Consider the following 21,839-nt stretch of genomic DNA (forward strand, 5'->3'; position numbering starts at 1 on the left):
TTAATAAGGAGCGATCGATTGAATGAATCATCTGACGCAAAGTGATTGGATAGCCAAACTACCTTTATTACAGGCTGTTATGGAGAAGAATGAAGTATTGTGGCGTAATCCTTCCGTTGAGCCAATGACGACCGGGTTGGCTAAGACGAACTTATCAAAAGTAGATGTAACAGATGCTAGTGAACGGTTGGAACGATTTGCATCGTATCTAGTAAAAGTATTTCCAGATACTTTGGAAAACCACGGCATCATTGAATCGCCAATCACATCTATTGCAGCAATGAAGAAAGTGCTTGCGAAAGAGTACGCGATCAACATTCCAGGAAAACTCCTATTAAAACAAGACAATGCCTTGCCTATATCAGGCTCAATTAAAGCGCGTGGTGGTATTTACGAAGTATTGAAACATGCTGAAACATTAGCGATTAAAAGTCAGCTACTCAACGATACACAAGACTACAGTCAGTTTGCAGAACCTGCGTTTAAAGAGCTGTTCTCAAAGCATAAGATTGCGGTTGGTTCGACAGGTAATTTAGGATTAAGTATTGGTATTATGAGTGCAAAATTAGGATTTAACGTCACGGTTCATATGTCTGCCGATGCCAAGCAATGGAAGAAAGATTTACTGCGTTCTAAAGGGGTTCAAGTCGTTGAGTATCAAGAGGATTACAGTAAAGCGGTAGAAGAAGGCAGACGGCAAGCGGATGCAGATCCCGCATGTCATTTTATAGATGATGAAAATTCGACAGATCTGTTCATGGGCTATGCCGTGGCTGGAGAACGCGTGGCGAATCAGCTAAAGGCGCAACAAATACGAGTCGATGAAGAACATCCTTTGTTCGTCTATTTACCTTGTGGAGTAGGCGGAGGGCCAGGCGGCGTGGCATTCGGATTAAAATTAGCATTTGGTGACCATGTGCATTGTTTGTTCGCAGAACCTACGCATTCACCGTGCATGATGATCGGTATGATGACGGGGCTACATGATCAAGTGTCCGTAGCTGATTTCGGTTTAGATAATAAAACAGCAGCTGACGGTTTAGCAGTCGGCACAGCTTCTGCATTTGTCGGAAAAACGATGGAGCCATTGCTAGCAGGTTGTTACACAATCGAAGACCAAACCTTATTCAATCTACTGAAACAACTAGCGGACAGTGAAGATATTTGGTTAGAACCTTCCGCGCTAGCGGGAATGATAGGTCCGGTGCAAGCGATACAGTCTGCTCTTCCGTCAGCTAATTCTCCGCAAGCGACTCATCTTGTATGGGCAACAGGCGGGAATATGGTTCCAGCAGAAGAAATGCAAAGCTATTACAAGCAAGCAGGGAAATAATCCGCGTTATTTCCCGGGGAATCGACAGGGAATTTGTATGTGAAAAGTATATCATTTTACTTCGTTCCAAGCGTTTCAGGTGACGACCTCAGAATAGAATCTTCTACTTCCGTTTACTACAATCAAAAAGAAAAATGCGTGAAGGCGAATTATCCTTCACGCATTTTTCTTTTGACTGCTTATTGATAAACGTATCTTTTTTAAATACGGAGTGTACCGGAGCGGAAAAAGGCCGACTCCTGCGGGATCTAGCACGAATGTTGAGACCCCGCAGGAAGAGCCGTCACGAAGAACGGCTTTTGCGAGTAAAAGCGTCAGCGTTAGGAGCACGGTTCCAGCGACGAGGAGGCTCAAGCGTGCCCCGCGGAAAGCGTGCCTTTTGGAGCGCAGGGGAACGGACTATTTTCTAGTCATGTCCCAGTCTCTATTTTTGTATGGTTTTATGTAACTAACTTTAACGCAAGTTCTGAAACATCTTTAACTTCAAAAGTCGGGGAGCGAGTAGTAGACCGATGATCGTACCACTTATTGTTGACACTAAGAATGGCGGGAAAAAGAAGAAGGCCGTTACGGTTGTCCCCATTAAAATCTTCGCATACGGAACAGCGAATAATGGAGCAATCAACCCTGTGCCTATAATCTCGCCTAACCCCGCACTCCAATTCTTTTTAAATGCTTTATAGAAGACACCCGCTAAAAGCGCGCCAATCATACCGCCTGGGAATGCGAGCAATGAACCTGTTCCAGTGAGCACGCGCACGAGACCAGTCATAAAAGCTACAATGACTGCAGGAACAGGTCCCATGACGATTGCGACGATGACGTTTACAGCATGCTGGATTGGATAGGCTTTAGCGATGCCAGCAGGGAAAGAGACGAAAGCAGAACCAGCTACTGCAATCGCGACAAACATAGTCATGTAAATCATTTTACGTGTATTCATAAGTACCTCATTTACTTTTTTAATAGGGTTTGTATTTCTTCAGAAAAAAGTTGTGTAGCTTTTAAAGGATGTTCTGCTGAAGCGATTGAAGAAATAATCGCGATACCATCAGCTCCTGCATGGAAAACAGGTTCAATGTTCGCCATAGAAATGCCACCAATCCCAACGAGCGGCATCGACGGAAATGCGCTACGAATTTCTTCGATTAGTACAGGTCCTACAACAGCGGATGCATCCAATTTTGACGTGGTTGGATAAATTGGACCGAGTCCAACGTAATCAGCACCGATCGACTTTGCCAGACGTACTTCCTCTACGTTATGTGTAGAGACACCAAGCCACTTATCTGGACCAATCCGTTTACGGACGAGGCTAGCTTGCTCATCGTCTTGCCCTACATGTACACCATCGGCATTAAGTGCAAGTGCCAGATCTACATCGTCATTGATGATAAAAGGCACGCGGTACAGTCTGCATAAGGCTTGGCACTTTCTCGCAAAATTTAGCAACGCTTCACCTTCTAATGCACCTAGTCCTTTTTCGCGTAACTGAAAACAAGTAATACCCCCACGAAGTGCTGCTTCTAAGACAGCTAACGGTTCGCGTGTATCAACATTTTGTGTACCCATGATAAAATATAGACTCATCGCGTTTCGTACATCTGTGTTCCGCATCAGTTCATCTCCTGCTTTAACTTGCTATAAGCCCAATGATTCGTAGGTCCGTGTCCAGAGCCGATACGCAGGCCGTTTTCAATCGCGACTTGGATGAATTGTTTTGATTCAGCCACTGCGTCAGGAAGGGAGCAGCCTTTAGCTAAAAATCCTGTCAAAGCTGCTGCGAATGTGCAACCAGTCCCGTGTGTATCCTTTGTGTGGATCCAAGGAGTTGTCAGTGTGAATGACTGGCCTTCGCAATCGACGTAATAATCTTTTGCTTCTAGTACATCGTTGCGGTGTCCGCCTTTCATGACAACTGCTTTTGCACCTAACCCAATAATTATTTGTGCAGCTTGCTGGATCTCCTCATCTGTAACGATTTTCATCCCCGTTAGCACTTCAGCTTCCGGAATATTAGGTGTCACAATCGTAGCAAGAGGAATCAAGTGATCCTTCAGCGCTTGAATCGCTTCTTGTTGCAACAATGATTGACCACCTTTGGCAATCATGACAGGATCAATTACGAGTGGGATGGGTGGATATTCTTTTAGCACAGTAGCAATCGCTGTAATAATTTCTGCCGAGAATAGCATGCCTGTCTTACACGCTTTCACATCAAAGTCATCTAATACCGCCCGCACTTGTGCGACGACGCCTTCTTTGGCAACAGGATAGACCCCATGAACGCCTTGCGTATTTTGTGCAGTCACTGCTGTTAGTGCTGATGTACCGAATACTTCGAGCTCTTGAAACGTTTTTAAATCTGCTTGGATACCTGCTCCACCACCACTATCTGAACCAGCGATGGTTAGCGCCACTTTTACTGTCAATGAAAAAACCCCCTTGCGTTAGTTATACTAAGAACGTTTTTGTTTCACGATCTAATGTATGTAGTATATTTAAAAAATTCATAGCAAAATCACCAGGCCCTGTTGAAATTTTAGCTGTTTCTTCGCCTACTCGTTTATAAAATGAAAGTGCCTCTGCAGTTGCTTCTAACGGCTTTTCCATTCCTGCAGTTAAGAATGCACCTACTACAGAGCTAAGCAAGCAACCTGTACCCGTTATATTCGTCATCATCGGGTGACCACCTGTAATGGTTAGCGTAGAGTGTCCGTCCGTAACGATGTCTACTTCACCGGATACTGCTACAAGACATCTATGCTCGAGTGCGACCTCTTTTGCAATTTTTTCTATATCTGCGTTACCCTCGCCAGCATCCACGCCTTTAGCATGCCAAGGAATGTTAGCGATTGCGGCTAGCTCACCAGCATTACAGCGAATGACAGTCACATCCACTTCTTTTAATACGTGTAAGGCACTTGCTTTACGGAAAGGTGTCGCTCCTGCGCCGACGGGATCTAATACGACTGGTTTTCCAGCTGCGCGCGCACTTTTTCCTGCTAAAATCATCGCGTCTACCGTTTGTTGTTTTAAAGTGCCGATATTTAGGACACTACAAGCCGCCACATTCGCGATATCTTCTGCTTCTTCTATTGCATCCGCCATGACCGGAGAAACGCCAAGAGCTAATAGTCCGTTTGCTTGGAAGTTGGCTACGACAAAATTTGTAATGCAGTGAATTAGCGGTTGTTCTTTTCTAAGTTGTTGAATCAGTTGCATGTTTCTCTTCCTTTCTTTAAAGGTATATATACAAAAAACCCATACAAAGATGGGCTGTTGGGTACGCGAACTACCCACTTCCCTCCGCTAGCATGTACTAGATCAGGTTCCAAGGGTTTGCATAATTACATCTCAGCCGAATGACGGCACCCCTAGTGGTGAATATGAATTAGACAGCCTAATTATAACATACACATCTAAAAGGATAAAACGATACCGGAAAGAGAAGAATATATTGTATGAAATTGAGTGATTGCGCATAGTGAGGAAAGTGTAATGATATGTCCAACATTACATAATCCCTTAAGTTATGACAGAGGATTCATATGGAGTAGCCAAAAGGAGTGGATAGAAAAATGGAGGATTTATTCGAAATTCAACGGATGACACATTCATTGGGTGAATTATTTTTTGCCTGGACAGATAGCGGGGAATACTATCGAGTCTATAAAAATAAACAGCAAGTATATGAAGGTACGGCGGCAAAACTTACCGATGGGGAGCTCGATACTAGACAACCTTTCCAATATACGATTGAACGTGTCGATGGAGGGCAGGTCAAGGACGTCATCGTGATTCAAACATCTGCTTTAACAGAAGTAAAAGAAGACGAACATCCGTTACAGCGTTTAGTCATTACGGTTATTGTAGCTTCTTCGCAGATTGCTTTGTCTTGGGAACGCATCAAAGGAGTAGAAACATTTGATATTTATCGAGACGGTAAGTTTCTACAGACCGTGGAGGATAATCGTTTCATCGACCGCGAAATGGATGTATCTGATTCTGTCACCTACAGCGTAACTGCCACTCGTCCATTGATCGACAGTAATCGAAAATTGAATGTTAGCAAATCGATTGCAGCCACGCTATTTGAAGCTGTTATACCATCAAGTACTAACAACAAACCGACAGAAGAAATTTATACATTCACTGTTCGTGTCAATCGCCGTGATCAATTATTACGTCCTGTTACGGATCACAAAAAAGCGAAAGAAGTAGCACGATGGAAGTTTCGCTACGCCACATTTTTGAAAGAGGATATCATCAAAAATCCAAACTTTATGTCACCGTTCCCATACTTTACAGGAGATGATCGGAATTTTGATGTGCAAAGTGAACGTTTCCGGACACGCGTTGACATGCAAGGTGAATTTACGGCTGGAAAGAGTTCGCTTACGTATACAAAAGCAACTGGTCCAACGATTGGTTTGAATTATGTAAAGCGCTATAAACGCCACGACCATGCTTCAGTAGATGATATTGTAATCGAGCGCTTAGACGCAAAGCCGACAGACATTCGTTTTACAATATCTCATGATGTCGGCAATCCGCTGACAGCTTCACCCCCTATCCACTACGAAGTAACAGGACGTCTGGATCAGGAAGGCAATATAGATCTGGTTGGCTATCATAATATCTCGCCTCATCATGAAATCTATCTTTCACTCGATGATCAGGAGTGGCAGACTGTACATCTGGCGGAAAGTGAAGGGTTAGCTTATTTGTCAGGTGTGCCAGGCAATAATTATTGGCGTTATATGACATGTGACTAATGTAATGACAAAAAAACGCTGTATTCCTATTTGGAGTACAGCGTTTTTTTGTCATTATAGTAATCCAGTTGCAAAAAACTAAAACTCTATTGTACTAGTATGCGAGAAATGTTGTAAACACTGCTGTACGAAAATAGCATCCTTACCTTCAATTCCATCGCCTAGTAAGTATAATTCTAGGCATTTTTGTCAAGGCTACATGATATTAAAAATGTTAGAGGGTTTTCATATGAAAAAAACAGGATCTATAAGCGTTTTACACGTTATTTTCCTGTCCATGACAATGGTTGGTTTGAAAAATCATGTAACCATTATTCCGTCGTTACTAAAAGGGGCAGGGAGGGATGGGTGGATATCTATTCTGTTGGCTACTATTGCAATCTTTCCTTGGCTTTTTCTAGTACTTTACATTCACAAGAAATCGAATCAACAGCCACTAACAGAGTGGTTGGAAAACACTATTGGAAAAGTTGCTTCAGCCATTGTTCGGTATGTGGTCGCCATTTTTTTACTTATTATGGCCGCTTTTACATTAGGTGAGACAATGTCGTGGATTATTTCTACCTTTTTACCGAAATCGTCCGTGGTGCTATTGTTAATCGTTTTTACTATTCTATGCATCCTACTTGTTACTACCAACTTACAAACGATTGCGATGGTTAACGTGCTCGTTCTCTTTTGGGTCGTTGTCTTAGGTTTTTTTATTGCATTTACAAATCTGCAAGTAAAAGATTATATGTTGCTCCGACCCTTTTTGGAGCATGGGTGGCAACCTGTTCTAACAACGACCGTGTTTGCTGCATCCGGTTTTGTCGAGATCCTGCTTTTCCTGTTCATTCAACATAAAGTAAAAGATCGTATTCGATGGTATCATTTTGCGGTCATGCTATTCATTTTAATGGGGTTAACAATGGGGCCTACCATTGGAGCTATAACGGAGTTCGGCCCAATCGAGGCGGCGAAACAAAGATTTCCAGCCTATGAAGAATGGCGAATTGGGTCAGTTGGTCGTTTTATTGAACACTTTGACTTTTTTTCGATTTATCAATGGCTGACTGGTGCATTCATACGCGTGGGGCTTCTTTTATTCATTGCAGCGGATTTATTGAAGATGACGGGAGATAGACAGCGTATTTGGAAAGTACTAACGCCAGCCTTTTTCTTTATGACCTTGTCGTTGGTTCCTATGGGTGACGTTCTTTTTCATCGCATTAAAGGAGATTATTTATTGAAAATCACCTTTTTCTTCATGCTTTTACTCTCCCTTTTTTTGGGAACTGTTGCCCTTGTCTCAGGAAAGTCATCTAAGAAGATCAAAACATAAAATCTATGCAGAAGATGGTGAAGAGCAATGGAGTCGGATGAAAAGGAAATGGATTTAAATTCCGTGAAACAAATGTTTCAAAAATCCGCTGATATTCAGTTTCAATCCTATACGTTCAATCAACGTCAAGTAGTATTTATCACATGCGATGCTATGATTGACCAGCAACTATTGAATCAAGTCATTGTTCAGCGAGTTCAACTTATAATGGATAATTTGAAGGGTGAAACGATAGAAGAAGCGGTCGTTGCGCAATTACACATTCCGGATTTTAAAAAAGTAGAAGACATTAATGAAGTAGGTACACTCGTGTACACCGGCCATTTACTTTTATACTTTGAAGATGAAGGTTTTCTCTTTTCGAGTAATATTGCGAAAAAGCCAAATCGTAATCCAGAGGAGACAAAAATAGAAGTACCGGTAAAAGGGCCAAGGGATAACTTTATTGAAGATGTTTCGGTTAATATTGCGTTAATCCGAAAGAGGTTACCAACGAATTCATTATGCGTAGAGAAGTTCGAATTGGGGAAACGAACTAAAACGACGGTAGCTCTTCTGTATTTTGACGATATTTCCAGTAAAGAGACATTGTATAGCATAAAAAAACAGTTGAAAAAGGTCAATACCGACATTATCTATAGCGGGGACATACTGATGGAAAGTGCGAATATGAGTGCCAAACTTTTTCCAAGGCATGATTATACAGGTCGACCCGACAGTGCGATTCAAGCGCTTGTAAGAGGACGGTTCCTTATTCTTATTGACGGAGTAGCTTATGGTGTGATTACGCCAGTGAACCTATTACTGCTTATAAAAACAACTGATGATGATGATAGCCCTACCATATTCAGTTCCCTTGATCGATTACTGCGTGTTTTTGGGATGGCCATCGGTATTGGTTTGCCGGCATTTTGGCTTGCCTTAACAACTTTTCATCAAGATCAATTGCCACTTCTATTACTGGCTACAGTCGTAAAGTCGAATACGGGACTTCCATTTCCTACAGCGCTTGAAATGTTAATTATGCTAATTATGTTTGAATTATTTCGGGAAGCCGGGTTACGTCTTCCATCAGTACTTGGAGGAACGATTGGTGTGGTTGGTGGGTTAATTATTGGTGATGCCGCCATTCGGGCCGGAATTACTAGTCCGGCGATGATTGTCATTATTGCGACTTCGACGATTGCAACTTTTACGTTGGTCAATCAATCGCTAGTGGTAGCCGTGAGTGTGCTACGGGGGTGTTTCATTATCCTAGTATCGTTTTTTGGAATGTTTGGGTTCCTTGTCTCACTATTACTTACTATCCTTTTTTTATCAAACATTCGTGTGTTTGGGGTTCCGTATATGAATATTGCGGCAGATTTAAGTTGGGAGACACTGAAGAAGTCATATCTGCGCTTATCAGCTAATCAATATAAGGAACGTCCGAATATGTTGAATCCCAAGGATAAAACACGGAGTAAAGAGGGGGAAAAATGAATAAACGTATACTAGTGATGATCGTGCTACTTTTGACATTCCTTTCAGGCTGTTTAGATATGAATGAACCTGAAAGAATGCTTTATGTTAATGGAATCGGTATAGATTTTAAGGATGGAAAATATGAGCTTTATACTCAGTTTGTTAATTTTTCCAATACAGCAAAATCCGAACAACCTATTGATGTTGAGGCAGTGCAGGCTGAAATCGGACATGCTACGGGTGAGACAATGGACGAAGCCATTTTTGAATTATACCATTCCGTAGATCAAAAGATTTATTGGGGTCTTATGACCTATATTGTTGTATCAGAAGAAGTGATGGTAAATAGGAAATTGAGTCCGGTTATCGATGCTTTTATTCGCTTTAAAGAAACGCGGTACCAAATATGGGTGTATGCTACTAAAGATTCCGTGCAAGACGTTCTATTAATAAGGCCTGTTCTCAATGCATCATTAACGTTGTCTAAGCTTAGTGATCCCAAGAACTCCTTTAAGCAGGAATCTTTTATTGAGCCAGTAGATTTCCGCAGAGTTATTGTCGGCCTGAACGAACCAAGCCACGAAGTAAATATTCCGCTAGTTTCAGTAGAGGAAAATTGGCAATCGTTGAATGGTACCATTAAAGCACCGGTTTTATCAGGGGTTGGGGTGGTTACTCCGACTAGCTTCAAAGGATTCATCTCGGGGGACAAAGCGCTTGGAATACAGTGGATGTCAAGCAAAATGAAAAGAGGGCAAGTGACCTTTAAACTGGACGGGGGAAATTACTTCACAATGATTATAGATCATGTGGAAGTGAAAATTAAACCAATTGTCCAGAAAGGAGAAGTGAAGTTTGATATTGATGTCCAGTTGGAAACATCCGTCAGTAGTATTGGAGGAAAGATTACAAAAGCGCAGATTCGCAAGGAGATAAAAAAAGTGATTAAAAATGATATCCAAGCAACGTATCAAGAAGCTTTGGAGAAAGACATTGATATTTACAATTTTTCTAACGTTCTATACCGTAAAAACGTTAAGGAGTGGAAGAAGTACCACAAAGACGGTGAACTTGACTTGACAGAAGATTCTATTCGAAACCTTAAGGTAACTATTACCAATCTTACTTCTGAAAGAAAATCATATGAAGAGACGATTAAACCTTAAGGAACAGACTCACAACTATGGAAAAGATGCTTTCCGTTCAATAGACTAAAATCGTGGCGGGGAGTGGTATCCAACTTGATATATCAAAGTTGCAATACTACTTCCAGCTTTGTATATATTCTCATTTTATAAAGAGCGAGTTAGGTTTTAATAGGTTGCTTCTATGCGATGGATGGACAGAATTTCTTTCAATTATTTCCAGCTAGATGTAAATAGTTGAAAGAACCACAATACTCCGATAGAATAAAAGATAATTCTTGTAAGCGTATTCATTTGACATAAAGCTAGTAAAAGATTCATATAGTAGCTTTGTGTGCAAAAATGATTGCACTAAAGTACAAGCAAACTAAAGTGAATAGGGAGTGTGAAGCAATATGGTACAAACTACAGAAAATCAGGTGTATGCGAACCCGAATACAGAAGGTGCAAAGGTTCATTTTAAAGAACGCTACGATAACTTTATCGGTGGCAAATGGACAGCGCCTGTAAAGGGTCAGTATTTTGATAACACAACACCTGTGACGGGGAAAGTGTTCACACAAGTAGCGCGATCCACAGCAGAAGATATTGAACTAGCACTCGATGCAGCTCATGCAGCAAAAGACGCGTGGGGTAAAACTTCAGTTACTGAACGTTCAAATATTTTATTGAAAATTGCAGACCGTATTGAAGAGAACTTAGAGATGCTTGCGGTTGCAGAAACTTGGGACAACGGGAAAGCAGTTCGAGAAACATTAAATGCAGATCTTCCGTTAGCGATCGATCATTTCCGCTACTTTGCTTCTGCTATTCGTGCGCAAGAAGGCGGCGTTAGCCAACTTGATAATAATACAGTGGCCTATCATTTTCATGAACCACTTGGCGTTGTCGGACAGATCATTCCTTGGAACTTCCCGATCTTAATGGCAGTGTGGAAACTCGCGCCCGCATTAGCAGCGGGGAACTGTATCGTCTTAAAGCCAGCAGAGCAGACACCTACCTCTATCTTAGTGTTGGTTGAGTTAATCGAAGACTTGCTTCCACCGGGCGTTCTTAACGTCGTCAACGGCTTTGGTCTAGAAGCGGGTAAGCCTTTAGCTTCTAGTCCACGAATCAGCAAGATTGCATTCACGGGTGAGACGACAACTGGTCGTTTGATCATGCAATATGCATCTCAAAATTTAATTCCTGTTACGTTGGAATTGGGTGGGAAATCTCCAAACATTTTCTTTGAAGATGTAATGGCAGAAGATGATGCGTTCTTGGATAAAGCAATTGAAGGGTTTGTTATGTTCGCCTTGAACCAAGGGGAAGTATGTACATGTCCGTCCCGTGCATTGATTCAAGAATCTATTTACGATAAATTTATGGAGCGTGCACTAGAACGCGTAAAAGCGATCAAGACAGGCAATCCGCTAGATCCAACAGTGATGATGGGTGCACAGGCGTCTACAGAGCAATTGGAGAAAATCCTTTCGTACTTAGACATCGGTAAGCAAGAAGGTGCTGAATGCCTGACAGGTGGAGAGCAAAATATGCTAGAAGGCGACTTGAAAGATGGATATTATGTAAAGCCTACTGTATTTAAAGGCCATAATAAAATGCGTATCTTCCAAGAAGAGATTTTTGGTCCAGTGTTAGCAGTAACGACATTTAAAGATAAGGAAGAAGCGTTAGAAATTGCGAATGATACATTATACGGACTAGGATCAGGTGTATGGACACGCGATATGAATACAGCGTATCGTTTCGGACGTGGTATTCAAGCGGGCCGTGTATGGACAAACTGCTATCATGCGTATCCTGCACACTCTGCATTCGGTGGCTATAAAGCATCTGGTATTGGCCGTGAGAATCACTTGCAGATGCTAGCGCATTATCAACAGACGAAAAATATGCTAGTGAGCTATGATGAAAGCAAACAAGGATTCTTTTGATCGAATCTGTCTCGAGGATCCGAAGTGAAATGGAGGAATCCATCATGCCAGATCGTGTAATAGCTACAGACGAAGCATTGGCCCTCATTAAACTACTACAAGAAAAACATGGTCCTTTAATGTTTCATCAGTCAGGTGGTTGCTGTGACGGCTCGTCTCCTATGTGTTACGAGGAAGGCGATTTGCTTATCGGCGATCAAGATGTCTTGCTAGGTCATATCGGCGATGTGCCTTTCTATATGATGAAAAGCCAATATGATTATTGGAAACATACTCAATTGATCATCGATGTAGTGGATGGTCGTGGCGGGATGTTTTCGCTCGAAGGAGTGGAAGGCAAACGGTTCTTGACTCGATCCCGTGCATTTACAGATGAAGAATATAGACAGTTAACCTTGTAAAAAATGCCTTCCGGGTTTATCGGAAGGCATTTTTGGTTATGATATGAAACGTTTGCGTTCCTCTGGGGTAGGTAACATACACGATAGCTCTTTTTTGCCGAACCATTTATAGCGATTGGCAGCAATAAAGTCATACACCCGATTACGTATAGCGGGTGGCACGATAATGAAAAGAAAAGCTAAATGCCAAAGCCCATCTAATTTCTTGGCAATCCGCAATGCAGCGCCTGACTTCGTGTGAGCTTTACCATTCTCAATCAATACCAAACTATCTACGTCGTCTGGAATCTGATATTTTTCGCGTAGTTCTTTCCCTACATCGTCCTGTAAAGATGCAAAAGAAAAGTGTTGATAGGGATCGCGTTTAATGATGAACTGCACACTGGCATCGCAAAAGTTGCATTCACCATCAAATAATACGATTCGATTTCGATTCATATACGTTCTCTCCTTACTAATCAGTTATATCGTAGTATACCCTGTTCTATTAGATTTCACTCCTAACGTTCTAATTTGAATGTTTGAACTACTCGTATAGCGGGGTATATTAGATAGTAAATAGATTAGTTTGGACTTGTGAATAATGAATTTAGAAAGGGTGAAAGAGTATGGAACGTCAATTCATTGATCCTGCTGAGCTTGAGTTACGGCGTGATTCTGACTTTTTACGCTCTCAAAATATGGTGGGCGAAGGTGCACCAGTCTACGATCCATTGAACGAATGTGAGATTATGGTGAAGAAGCTTGAAATGATCGAAGCCGCAAAAGGTTATGATGGTCCAGCAGCACCTAGAAGTTGCGAATTATAAAAAAGTAAAAGTAATCCTTCCTATCTGCATCACATGAGAAGGGTTACTTTTTTATATTTATCGTCAAATTTCTGCTTCCCATGGCGCTAGCCCGTAGTAAGTGCGAAGACTCGCATGTAATAGGGTATAGGAGGTGAGATGATGAATCAAGGACAATGTGGAATGTCAGGACATTACCAGGGAATGCCGGGTCAACACCTAGGGATGCCGGGTCAACAACCAGGCTTTCCAATGCAACCAATAGTTTGCCCGACGCAATACCGTTATAATGATTGTTTTACCACGCAAGAAATTCCTTATATCCATCCGATCGTCAACGTCAATCGTCATAACACAGTGGGTGTACCGCAACACTATTATACTGAAACAACACAGGACGTCATGGGTTCTACAATTATGCCAGGTAGAGGACCAGGATATGGACCAGGAATGGGACCAGGATACGGGCCGGGACCAGGTTACGGAGGATGTGGCCGCCGTAGAAGATGCGGTCGGTAATTCCTAAGTAGAATAAGAAAAACCGCTGTCTCTATTTTATTAGAGATGGCGGTTTTCGTTATTGTCGCCTCTGATCAGCCGTTTCTGCTTTAGTTATCGTCCAGCTACAGACGCCAACCTCTCGGGCCGTTTCGGACTTGCTAAAAAGGCAAAGAGCGCCTTTCCAGCAAGCCCTCCAACGCCTGTCGAGGCTAATACGGCGTCTTCCGCTTTAGTTATCATCCAGCTGCAACGGCTAGCTCCTCGGGACGTTTCAGGAAAGCAGTAAAGGCAAAGAGCGCCTTTATTGCTTTCCTTCCAACGCCTGTCGGAGCTGACCAGCCGTTTCCGCTTTAGTTATCGTCCAGCTACAACGGCTAGAGGCTCGGGTCATAAGCCAAAGCTGCTGTGTGGCAAAAGGCGCCACTTCGCATCTTCGTCTTATGCCTGCCGCCTCTGACCAGCCGTTTCCGCTTTAGTTATTCCACGTTAAAGTATCTTGCGTCTGGGTGTGCGAAGACGATGGCGGATACGGATGCTTCTGGTTCCATCATGAATTCTTCGGTTAATACGACGCCGTGGTCTTCGGGTTTGATGAGGCCGAAGAGTTTTGCTTGGTCTTCTAGGTTCGGACATGCTGGGTAGCCGAATGAGAAACGTTGGCCTTGATATTTGGCTGCGAATCGTTCGCGCATTGTGAAATCTGTTGCGTCGGGGAAGCCCCATTGGTCACGGATTTCTTGGTGGATTCGTTCTGCGAATCCTTCTGCTAATTCCAAAGCTGTTGCTTGGAATGCGTGACTTTCTAGGAATTTACCTTGTTCTTTTAGTTCGTTTGCGTATTGACGAACACCTTTACCTGCAGTTACTTGCATGAAAGCTACATAATCCATTTCGCCACTATCGACTGTTTTTAAATAGTCAGCTAGACAAAGGAATGGTTCTTTTGCCTGGCGTGGGAATGTGAAACGCTCGATTTCTGTTGTTGAATCTTCTGGATCGTAGATAATGACGTCATCTCCATCTGCTTGGGCAGGGAAGAATTGATAGATACCAGAAGCGGTCAGTTTATCAGATTTCAAGAACTCTGTTACCATTTCATGAAGCTGTACAGCACGTTCTTCTTTCTTCGCTAACATGCTGTCGACATTTCCGCGTAAACCTAGGTGATGACCGATCAGTGTGCGCATGTTTACGTAAGGATGTAAGTGAGCTACTGAATAATCTTTTATTACGCGTCTGCGTAAATCTGTCGGCACGAACACAGGGACATCTGTGCGAACCGTTTTTACTGGGCGGGGGGCGACGGCTACATTTGTTGTTCCGCGACTTGCTTTAATCGCATCATTCGTTTCACGTTTTTCAAGGTTCTCCTGCAATTCATCAAGAAGTGCTTCTTTGCCATCGCTTTGTAGTCTGTTTGCTAAGTCTAGTCCTTGCATCGCATCTTTCGCGAATATTACAGGACCGTCATATTCAGGTGCGATTTTTGTTTCTGTAAATCGTCTTGTCAAAGCAGCTCCACCGACCATAACAGGCAAATCGATACCTGCTGCTTTGAAGTCCTGCGCTGTAATGACCATTTGCTGTGCAGATTTTACTAATAAACCTGACAAGCCGACAATATCCGGTTTTTCTTTACGAATCACTTCGATTAATGCTGCCGGAGTAACTTTGATGCCAATATCAATTACTTTAAAGCCGTTATTGCTTAAAATAATATCGACTAGATTTTTCCCAATATCATGAACATCGCCTTTGACGGTGGCAAGAATGATTTTACCTTTTCCGCTGTCGTCTTCTTTCTTATCCATGAATTGCTCTAGGTAGGAAACGGATGCTTTCATAACTTCGGCACTTTGTAGTACTTCCGCTACGATTAGCTGGTTGTCGTTGAATAAACGACCAACTTCCCCCATCCCTTCCATCAACGGCCCATTAATGATGTCAAGCGGCGTATCATATGTTTTCATCGCAGCTTCTAAGTCTTGGATTAGACCTTCCTTCGTGCCTTCTACTACATAATAGGCAAGACGCTCAGGCACTGTTTTCGGAATATCATCTTCCGTTTTTTCTTTTTTCTTATCACGATAAAAGTCTGCAAAGTCTGCCAATGTTTCATCAGTTGTTGTAAATAATAAATCATTAGCTAGTTTAATTTCTGCTTCCGGAATAGAAGCAAAGCGTTCTAATTTCTCTGTATTAACAATCGCGTAATCTAAACCAGCTTGCGTACAGTGGTATAAATACACAGCGTTTAACACTTCACGACCTACTGGAGGCAAGCCAAATGAAACGTTACTGACACCAAGTGTTGTCAAGGTGCGAGGTAGTTTTTCCTTTATCAAACGGATTCCTTCAATCGTCTCTACAGCAGAACCGATATACTGTTCGTCACCTGTGCCGACAGGGAAGACTAAAGGATCAAAAATAATGTCTTCTGGTGCGATTCCCCATTTGTTCACGAGTAAGTCATATGAACGTAAAGCAATTTCAAGTTTGCGTTCTCTAGTGACAGCCATCCCGATTTCATCGATTGTACCAACAACTACAGCCGCTCCATACTTTTTCACGAGTGGTAATACAGCGTCAAAACGTTCTTCTCCATCTTCTAAGTTGATCGAGTTAATGATTGCTTTCCCTTGAGAAAACTTCAATGCTTCTGCAATGACATTTTCATCAGTGGAGTCAATTACTAAAGGAACTTTAACCTTTTTAACAACTTCCTTCATGAATCGTGTCATGTCATACAGCTCATCACGGTCTGGGTTCGCTAAGCAAATATCCAGTACATGCGCGCCACGCCTTACTTGAGCTCGTGCGATTTCAGAGGCTTCTTCAAACTTTTCGTCAACGATTAACTGCTTAAACTTTCGTGAACCGATAACATTTGTCCGTTCACCGATCAGTAGTGGTCGTAATGTATCATCGTAAAGTAAAGGTTCGATACCAGATATGGCATGCCCGTGTGGTTCTTCTGGCATTTGACGAGGGGCTTTATCTTTTACAGCTTCCCGTATTGCACGGATATGATCAGGAGTCGTACCACAACAGCCGCCAACCATATTTAACCAACCTTTATCAGCAAAGCCTTCAAGCTTCTTAGATAGAGATTCAGGAGATTCGTGGTAATGACCTTCCTCGTCGGGAAGTCCAGCGTTCGGATAACACGTAACATAGCTAGTTGCCAAATCTGAAAGTGAACGTAGGTGGTCTGTCATGAATTCAGGACCAGTCGCACAGTTTAAACCGACAGAAAGGGGGTTAACGTGTTCAATGGAAATATAAAATGCTTCAATACTTTGACCAGCAAGCGTTGTACCCATCGGTTCAATCGTACCTGAAATCATAATAGGTACTTCGCGTCCGAGTTCTTCAAATGCTTTTTTAATTCCGATTGTGCCTGCTTTAACATTCAGCATATCTTGACTTGTTTCCATTAAGATTAAGTCGCTTCCTGCGGCTACTAGTGCTTTTGCTTGTACGTAGAAGTCATTGGATAATTCGTCGAATGTAATACCGCCTGTAACGGAAAGCGTCTTAGTTGTCGGCCCAATCGCACCAGCTACAAAACGAGGCCATTCAGGAGTCGAATACTTTTCAGCACTTTTTTTTGCAATTTCAACGGATTTCGTGTTGATCTCATCTGCACGATGGCCGAGGGAGAATTCATTTAACACAAGGGGAGTACCACCGAAAGTATTCGTACAAATAATATCGGCCCCTGCTTCCAAGTATTCATCATGAATTCTTTCCAAAATGTCAGGACGTAAAACACTTAAGTATTCGTTACAGCCATCATATTCTTCGCCGCCGAAATCTTTAGTAGAGAGATCTTCTGCCTGCAGCATCGTCCCCATCGCACCATCAATGATAAGGATTCGTTTCTCTAGTTGCTCTTCAATAGGATGTTTCTGCATGTTTTAATTCCCTCTCCTTCTGTTCATCTAAGTGCTTAATATACTCATATAATTCAAGTGTCATGTCGTAACGAAGGAATGGAGTGATCAAATAGATTCCATTAAAGTATTTCGCAGCTGTATCGATAAGCTCTTTTGCAATATCAATACCTGTTGCGGTGGATTGCCCTCGATCATCTCCACATTCGCGCATTCTTTCCAGCACATCCTCGGATAGTTTAATCCCTGGAACTTCGTGATGTAAGAACTCGGCATTACGAATATTCGTCAACGGCATGATCCCGATGAAAATCGGAGTATCTAAATGCTTCGTAGCTTCGTACACGTCAATGATCTTTTCTTTTGTATAAACAGGCTGGGTAATGAAATAATCCGCACCTGCTTCAATTTTCTTCTCAAGCCGCTGCACTGCACGATCAATTACGCGTACATTTGGATTGAAAGCTGCAGAAACAGAGAAGTTTGTTTTTTTACGCAATGGTTTACCAGAGAATGAAATTCCTTCATTCAACTGCTTAATCAGTTGCAATAGTTCCATACTCGAGACGTCATAGACACTTGTCGCACCAGGGAAGTCGCCTACTTTTGTCGGGTCACCCGTTACTGCGAGAATGTCATGTATGCCTAGTGCATCAAGTCCCATCAAATGTGACTGTAAACCGATTAAGTTATGGTCACGACACGTCAAGTGAACAAGGGGACGGATATTGTGTTGCATCTTAATGATAGAACCCATCGCCATATTACTGATTCGTGGTGATGCTAATGAGTTATCCGCCATAGTGATAGCATCTACACCTGCATCATATAAGAGGTTTGCACCTTTAATGTAATCTTCAGTTTCTAAATGACGTGGCGTATCCAGTTCAACGATGACAGTACGTTCTGTCTTCGCTTTTTCGTGAAGTGGCTGATGTTTAACAGGACCTGCTTCTTGAATAATAATTGGTTTTGCAGGTGCTACAACTTTCTCGGTAACAGGAGCTAACCCTTCCAAGCGTGTTTTAGCTGCTTTTATATGTTTAGGTGTTGTTCCGCAACATCCACCGATTAATCGAACGCCTTGATCACGTAGCAATACAGCAGCGCGACCGAAATACTCAGCTTCTGATTCATAGACGATACGACCATCTTCTACGTCTAGCAAGCTAGCGTTAGGGAAAGCTGATAAAAATGCCTTATCCGGCAATGTAACGTTTTCGAATGCTTGAATTGTATGGTAAGGCCCTAAGCGGCAATTCACTCCGACAATGTCAGCGCCTAGTGATTCTAACTGATGTAGTGCATCGTTTAATGAAAGGCCATTTTGCAGCACACCAGGGTCATGCATTGAAACTTGCGCAATTAACGGAACATCTGTGATTTGGCGCAAAGTGGTGACGACGGATGAAAGTTCTTCAAAATCATAATAGGTTTCTAACAATAAGCCATCCGGATCACCAGTCAGTAATGCGTTCGCTTGTTCAAGCACAACTTTCTGGATTTCATCTAATGAGGCATCGCTTTTTCTAATCCCACGCAAACCACCAATCGTCCCAAGCACAAACTGACCTCCTGGTGCTGCTGCGCGTTTGGCAATTTGAATCGCCGCTTTGTTAAATTCTGTAACTCGACTTTCCAATCCGTAACGAGCTAACTTCACCGCATTGGCACTGTATGTGTTCGTTTGGATTATATCTGCCCCTGCAGTAATGTAATCTTGGTGGATTTTCTCTATTATTTCAGGTTTCTCTACGTTTAATTCCTCATAACAATAATCTATACCGTATGAATACAATATCGTTCCCATTGCCCCATCCGCTGTTAAGACATTTGTTTGAAGTTTCTTTAGCAATGACATAGTCAAGTCTCCCCTTTTACTTTAATAATCTATCTACATGTGTCAGAACGTCTAGACATTTCACCTTTTTACTAATCAAAAAAAGCCTTCAAGTAAAAAGAAGGCTTTGTAATCACAATGACTAGATCCCTCTCATCTGTCAGTTTGCCGCTAGGACAAACCGCTGGAAGTAGCACCTTGCCTATAATGGCTGGTTGCTGAAGCGTCGACGGGCCAGTCCCTCAGCTTCTCTTGATAAGATATGATTCTTATTAAATTATTTCGATTATTCTAAGCATAGCATAGCGAGTTTGTTAGTTATCGTCAAGTGAATGTTTAGTGAAGTTGATAAAGGGAGCTCGTCGCATAGAGAAAACTGGAGGAATATGATAAAATTAAAGGACTAACTTGAAAAGGTGAGGGATTATGCAATTTTTTAAATACTCTATTCCGATTGCCTTCTTAGTAGGTACGCTTGCTTGGATTATGCTAGGTAATAGTTATGAAGAAGTACCCTATGATTCACGTGTCTATATAACATTTGGTGCAGCCGTATTTAGTGGTTTAATTGCTTTTGTGTTATTCCGGAAAGAAAAAGAAGAGAAAATTGATAAAAAGAAGTAAGCTGACAAAAAGTATATCGACAGCCTAAGCTGTAGCTAAACTCACGAAAAGGAGTTTGGCTACAGCTTTTTTCTTTTGTTAACTAGATTCTTAAAGTTGTTGACACAATATGTGTAAACCATTATCATTTTTATAGTAACTAAAATATGAAGAGGTGGAATGATGGCAACAGTAACAGAAGGGCGTTCCCAAAGTAAGTTCAGTGCATTAACTATTGTATATAGTGGAATGTTCGCAGCGCTAATGATGATTGGAGCGAATATTACTTCATTCGTTCCATTTTTGGTGGTCGGGGGAGTACCGATTACATTACAAACATTCTTTGCCATATTGTCAGGATTGTTATTAGGTAGTCGACTAGGTGCATTATCTATGACCGTCTATATGTTGATTGGTCTTGCAGGGGCACCTGTATTCGCTAAATTTTCAGGCGGCTTTGGACAAATACTGAGCCCGACATTTGGCTTCATTCTTACCTTTATCTTAATCGCCTACATAGCAGGTAAAATAGTCGAGCGGAAACGAACATTATCCGCATTCATTATTGCATCTCTTGTAGCAACTTCAGTTAACTACTTACTTGGTACGAACTGGATGTATTTTGCCTATAAAATGTGGGCTGCTGCACCAGATGCATTTACGTATAAAGTTGCTTGGCTTTGGATGGTTCCGCCACTGCCAAAAGATATTGTATTAGCGGTACTCGCAGGAATCTTTGCTTTTAGAATTTCAAAACACTTGAAGGTGAGGCGTACATTTTGACAAATTATCAGCTGTTGGCAGACAAAGTATTGCAAGGACATATTCTTACAGACGCAGAAGCGCTCTCTATATTGAACAGTCCAGACGAAGATTTATTGTTGCTACTTCACGCGACCTATTCGATTCGTTCTCATTACTATGGAAATAAAGTAAAACTAAATATGATTATCAATACAAAATCAGGACTATGCCCGGAGAATTGTGGGTACTGTGCACAATCTATCGTTTCAAAAGCGCCTGTTGAAAAGTATGCGATGATGAAAGCGGAAGAAATCTTAGAAGGTGCAGAACGCGCAGCCGCTAATAAAGCTGGTACGTATTGTATCGTAGCTAGTGGACGTGGACCTCGCGACAGTGAACTTGAAATCGTAATTGATTCCGTTAAGCAGATCAAAGAAAAGCATCAAGGGATGACTGTCTGTGCATGCCTCGGTATCTTGAAGCCCGAGCAAGCCGTTCGATTGAAGGAAGCGGGCGTGGATCGTTATAACCACAACTTGAATACTTCTGCAGCGCACCATGAAAGCATCACAACATCACATACGTATGATGATCGTGTAAATACAGTAGGACATGCAAAAGAAGCAGGGATTTCACCATGCTCAGGCGTGATCGTTGGTATGCGTGAAACAAAAGAAGACGTAATTTCCATGGCGCATAGTTTACGCGTTCTTGATGCAGACTCTATTCCAGTAAACTTCTTACATGCTGTAGATGGTACGCCGTTAGAAGGTACATCTGAGTTAGATCCGCGCTATTGCTTAAAAGTGCTTTGCTTATTCCGTTATATCAATCCAACAAAAGAAATCCGTATTTCAGGCGGACGCGAAGTTAACCTTCGCAGTCTACAGCCACTTGGCCTATACGCAGCAAACTCCATCTTCATCGGTGACTACTTGACAACAGCCGGTCAAGAAAATGATCAAGATCGAAAAATGCTAGAAGACATGGGCTTCGAAGTAGATTTAGAACCATTGAAAAAAGAACCAGTTACTATATAAAATACAAAAAACCACGTAAATCCATACGTGGTTTTTTAGTATGTT

General features: G+C 42.1%; 19 protein-coding genes and 2 riboswitches. Of the genes, 12 read left to right on the plus strand and 7 right to left on the minus strand.

Annotation, left to right across the window (positions count from 1 at the left end; translation table 11 throughout):
• Positions 1-22: 22 nt before the first annotated feature.
• The gene (dsdA, locus tag ORD22_RS03400; protein WP_317644476.1) at positions 23-1,333 is read left to right on the plus strand and encodes a D-serine ammonia-lyase; all 1,311 of its coding nucleotides are present in this window, start codon (positions 23-25) and stop codon (positions 1,331-1,333) included.
• 454 nt (positions 1,334-1,787) lie between these two features.
• Here the strand turns inward: dsdA and thiW are convergent, their stop codons facing one another.
• From thiW to thiM, 4 genes are read right to left on the minus strand one after another with little or no spacing between them, the layout of a single operon-like run.
• Positions 1,788-2,276 carry an energy coupling factor transporter S component ThiW gene (thiW, locus tag ORD22_RS03405; RefSeq protein WP_317644477.1) on the minus strand — a complete coding sequence of 163 codons (489 nt, stop codon included), beginning with the start codon at positions 2,274-2,276 and terminating at the stop codon, positions 1,788-1,790.
• A gap of 11 nt (positions 2,277-2,287) precedes the next feature.
• A complete protein-coding gene (gene thiE, locus ORD22_RS03410) occupies positions 2,288-2,950 on the minus strand; it encodes a thiamine phosphate synthase (RefSeq protein WP_317644478.1) in 663 nt (220 codons plus the stop codon).
• On the minus strand, positions 2,950-3,765 hold the full coding sequence (thiD, locus tag ORD22_RS03415; protein WP_317644479.1) for a bifunctional hydroxymethylpyrimidine kinase/phosphomethylpyrimidine kinase: 816 nt from the start codon (positions 3,763-3,765) through the stop codon (positions 2,950-2,952). The genes thiE and thiD overlap by 1 nt, the downstream gene beginning before the upstream one ends.
• Before the next feature lie 22 nt (positions 3,766-3,787).
• Positions 3,788-4,558: a hydroxyethylthiazole kinase gene (gene thiM, locus ORD22_RS03420; RefSeq protein WP_317644481.1), complete on the minus strand. Its 771-nt coding sequence runs from the start codon at positions 4,556-4,558 to the stop codon at positions 3,788-3,790.
• A 62-nt stretch (positions 4,559-4,620) separates the two neighbouring features.
• Positions 4,621-4,722, minus strand: a riboswitch (TPP riboswitch).
• A gap of 192 nt (positions 4,723-4,914) precedes the next feature.
• On the opposite strand from thiM, the gene ORD22_RS03425 reads away from it, so the two are divergent.
• The 6 genes from ORD22_RS03425 (at position 4,915) to ORD22_RS03450 (ending at position 12,382) form a co-directional block, all read left to right on the plus strand.
• Positions 4,915-6,111 (plus strand): DUF3238 domain-containing protein, encoded by a 1,197-nt coding sequence (locus ORD22_RS03425; RefSeq protein WP_317644482.1) that lies wholly within the window; start codon positions 4,915-4,917, stop codon positions 6,109-6,111.
• A 229-nt stretch (positions 6,112-6,340) separates the two neighbouring features.
• Positions 6,341-7,435 (plus strand): GerAB/ArcD/ProY family transporter, encoded by a 1,095-nt coding sequence (locus tag ORD22_RS03430; protein WP_317644483.1) that lies wholly within the window; start codon positions 6,341-6,343, stop codon positions 7,433-7,435.
• A gap of 27 nt (positions 7,436-7,462) precedes the next feature.
• Positions 7,463-8,917 carry a spore germination protein gene (locus ORD22_RS03435; RefSeq protein WP_411567613.1) on the plus strand — a complete coding sequence of 485 codons (1,455 nt, stop codon included), beginning with the start codon at positions 7,463-7,465 and terminating at the stop codon, positions 8,915-8,917.
• Positions 8,914-10,065, plus strand: a complete 1,152-nt coding sequence (locus ORD22_RS03440; RefSeq protein ID WP_317644485.1) for a Ger(x)C family spore germination protein — start codon at positions 8,914-8,916, stop codon at positions 10,063-10,065. The genes ORD22_RS03435 and ORD22_RS03440 overlap by 4 nt, the downstream gene beginning before the upstream one ends.
• A gap of 374 nt (positions 10,066-10,439) precedes the next feature.
• Entirely contained in the window at positions 10,440-11,981 is a 1,542-nt protein-coding gene (gene adh / locus ORD22_RS03445; protein ID WP_317644486.1) for an aldehyde dehydrogenase, read from the plus strand.
• 44 nt (positions 11,982-12,025) lie between these two features.
• A complete protein-coding gene (locus ORD22_RS03450; RefSeq protein ID WP_317644487.1) occupies positions 12,026-12,382 on the plus strand; it encodes a DUF779 domain-containing protein in 357 nt (118 codons plus the stop codon).
• Between the two features lie 36 nt (positions 12,383-12,418).
• Here ORD22_RS03450 and ORD22_RS03455 read toward each other — a convergent pair whose 3' ends face one another.
• Positions 12,419-12,820, minus strand: coding sequence for a thiol-disulfide oxidoreductase DCC family protein (locus ORD22_RS03455; protein ID WP_317644488.1), 402 nt, complete (start codon positions 12,818-12,820; stop codon positions 12,419-12,421).
• A gap of 170 nt (positions 12,821-12,990) precedes the next feature.
• Between ORD22_RS03455 and ORD22_RS03460 the strand changes: the two genes are divergently transcribed.
• Both ORD22_RS03460 and ORD22_RS03465 read left to right on the plus strand, forming a co-directional pair.
• A complete protein-coding gene (locus ORD22_RS03460; protein ID WP_317644489.1) occupies positions 12,991-13,191 on the plus strand; it encodes a hypothetical protein in 201 nt (66 codons plus the stop codon).
• A 141-nt stretch (positions 13,192-13,332) separates the two neighbouring features.
• The gene (locus ORD22_RS03465) at positions 13,333-13,689 is read left to right on the plus strand and encodes a hypothetical protein (RefSeq protein WP_317644490.1); all 357 of its coding nucleotides are present in this window, start codon (positions 13,333-13,335) and stop codon (positions 13,687-13,689) included.
• Positions 13,690-14,147: 458 nt separating this feature from the next.
• Here the strand turns inward: ORD22_RS03465 and metH are convergent, their stop codons facing one another.
• Together metH and ORD22_RS03475 are read right to left on the minus strand one after the other, a co-directional pair.
• A complete protein-coding gene (metH, locus tag ORD22_RS03470) occupies positions 14,148-17,588 on the minus strand; it encodes a methionine synthase (protein WP_317644491.1) in 3,441 nt (1,146 codons plus the stop codon).
• Positions 17,569-19,428, minus strand: coding sequence for a bifunctional homocysteine S-methyltransferase/methylenetetrahydrofolate reductase (locus tag ORD22_RS03475; protein WP_317644492.1), 1,860 nt, complete (start codon positions 19,426-19,428; stop codon positions 17,569-17,571). The genes metH and ORD22_RS03475 overlap by 20 nt, the downstream gene beginning before the upstream one ends.
• 129 nt (positions 19,429-19,557) lie before the next feature.
• A riboswitch (SAM riboswitch) is annotated at positions 19,558-19,669 on the minus strand.
• A gap of 164 nt (positions 19,670-19,833) precedes the next feature.
• On the opposite strand from ORD22_RS03475, the gene ORD22_RS03480 reads away from it, so the two are divergent.
• The 3 genes from ORD22_RS03480 (at position 19,834) to bioB (ending at position 21,794) form a co-directional block, all read left to right on the plus strand.
• The gene (locus tag ORD22_RS03480) at positions 19,834-20,031 is read left to right on the plus strand and encodes a hypothetical protein (RefSeq protein ID WP_317644493.1); all 198 of its coding nucleotides are present in this window, start codon (positions 19,834-19,836) and stop codon (positions 20,029-20,031) included.
• A 162-nt stretch (positions 20,032-20,193) separates the two neighbouring features.
• Positions 20,194-20,793, plus strand: a complete 600-nt coding sequence (locus ORD22_RS03485; protein WP_317644494.1) for a biotin transporter BioY — start codon at positions 20,194-20,196, stop codon at positions 20,791-20,793.
• Complete coding sequence (bioB, locus tag ORD22_RS03490) at positions 20,790-21,794, plus strand: biotin synthase BioB (RefSeq protein ID WP_317644495.1); 1,005 nt, start codon at positions 20,790-20,792, stop codon at positions 21,792-21,794. Before ORD22_RS03485 ends, bioB begins: the two co-directional genes overlap by 4 nt.
• The last annotated feature ends 45 nt before the right edge of the window (positions 21,795-21,839 follow it).

The organism is Sporosarcina sp. GW1-11 (genome assembly GCF_033088395.1).
Taxonomy (GTDB): Bacteria; Bacillota; Bacilli; order Bacillales_A; family Planococcaceae; genus Sporosarcina.

Bases quoted from the DNA above. Each gene is read 5' to 3' on its own strand.
- dsdA (WP_317644476.1), top strand. From the start codon at position 23: ATGAATCATCTGACGCAAAGTGATTGGATAGCCAAACTACCTTTATTA.
- thiW (WP_317644477.1), bottom strand. From the start codon at position 2,276: ATGAATACACGTAAAATGATTTACATGACTATGTTTGTCGCGATTGCA.
- thiE (WP_317644478.1), bottom strand. From the start codon at position 2,950: ATGCGGAACACAGATGTACGAAACGCGATGAGTCTATATTTTATCATG.
- thiM (WP_317644481.1), bottom strand. From the start codon at position 4,558: ATGCAACTGATTCAACAACTTAGAAAAGAACAACCGCTAATTCACTGC.
- ORD22_RS03425 (WP_317644482.1), top strand. From the start codon at position 4,915: ATGGAGGATTTATTCGAAATTCAACGGATGACACATTCATTGGGTGAA.
- ORD22_RS03430 (WP_317644483.1), top strand. From the start codon at position 6,341: ATGAAAAAAACAGGATCTATAAGCGTTTTACACGTTATTTTCCTGTCC.
- ORD22_RS03435 (WP_411567613.1), top strand. From the start codon at position 7,463: ATGGAGTCGGATGAAAAGGAAATGGATTTAAATTCCGTGAAACAAATG.
- ORD22_RS03440 (WP_317644485.1), top strand. From the start codon at position 8,914: ATGAATAAACGTATACTAGTGATGATCGTGCTACTTTTGACATTCCTT.
- adh (WP_317644486.1), top strand. From the start codon at position 10,440: ATGGTACAAACTACAGAAAATCAGGTGTATGCGAACCCGAATACAGAA.
- ORD22_RS03450 (WP_317644487.1), top strand. From the start codon at position 12,026: ATGCCAGATCGTGTAATAGCTACAGACGAAGCATTGGCCCTCATTAAA.
- ORD22_RS03455 (WP_317644488.1), bottom strand. From the start codon at position 12,820: ATGAATCGAAATCGAATCGTATTATTTGATGGTGAATGCAACTTTTGC.
- ORD22_RS03460 (WP_317644489.1), top strand. From the start codon at position 12,991: ATGGAACGTCAATTCATTGATCCTGCTGAGCTTGAGTTACGGCGTGAT.
- ORD22_RS03465 (WP_317644490.1), top strand. From the start codon at position 13,333: ATGAATCAAGGACAATGTGGAATGTCAGGACATTACCAGGGAATGCCG.
- metH (WP_317644491.1), bottom strand. From the start codon at position 17,588: ATGCAGAAACATCCTATTGAAGAGCAACTAGAGAAACGAATCCTTATC.
- ORD22_RS03475 (WP_317644492.1), bottom strand. From the start codon at position 19,428: ATGTCATTGCTAAAGAAACTTCAAACAAATGTCTTAACAGCGGATGGG.
- ORD22_RS03480 (WP_317644493.1), top strand. From the start codon at position 19,834: ATGCAATTTTTTAAATACTCTATTCCGATTGCCTTCTTAGTAGGTACG.
- ORD22_RS03485 (WP_317644494.1), top strand. From the start codon at position 20,194: ATGGCAACAGTAACAGAAGGGCGTTCCCAAAGTAAGTTCAGTGCATTA.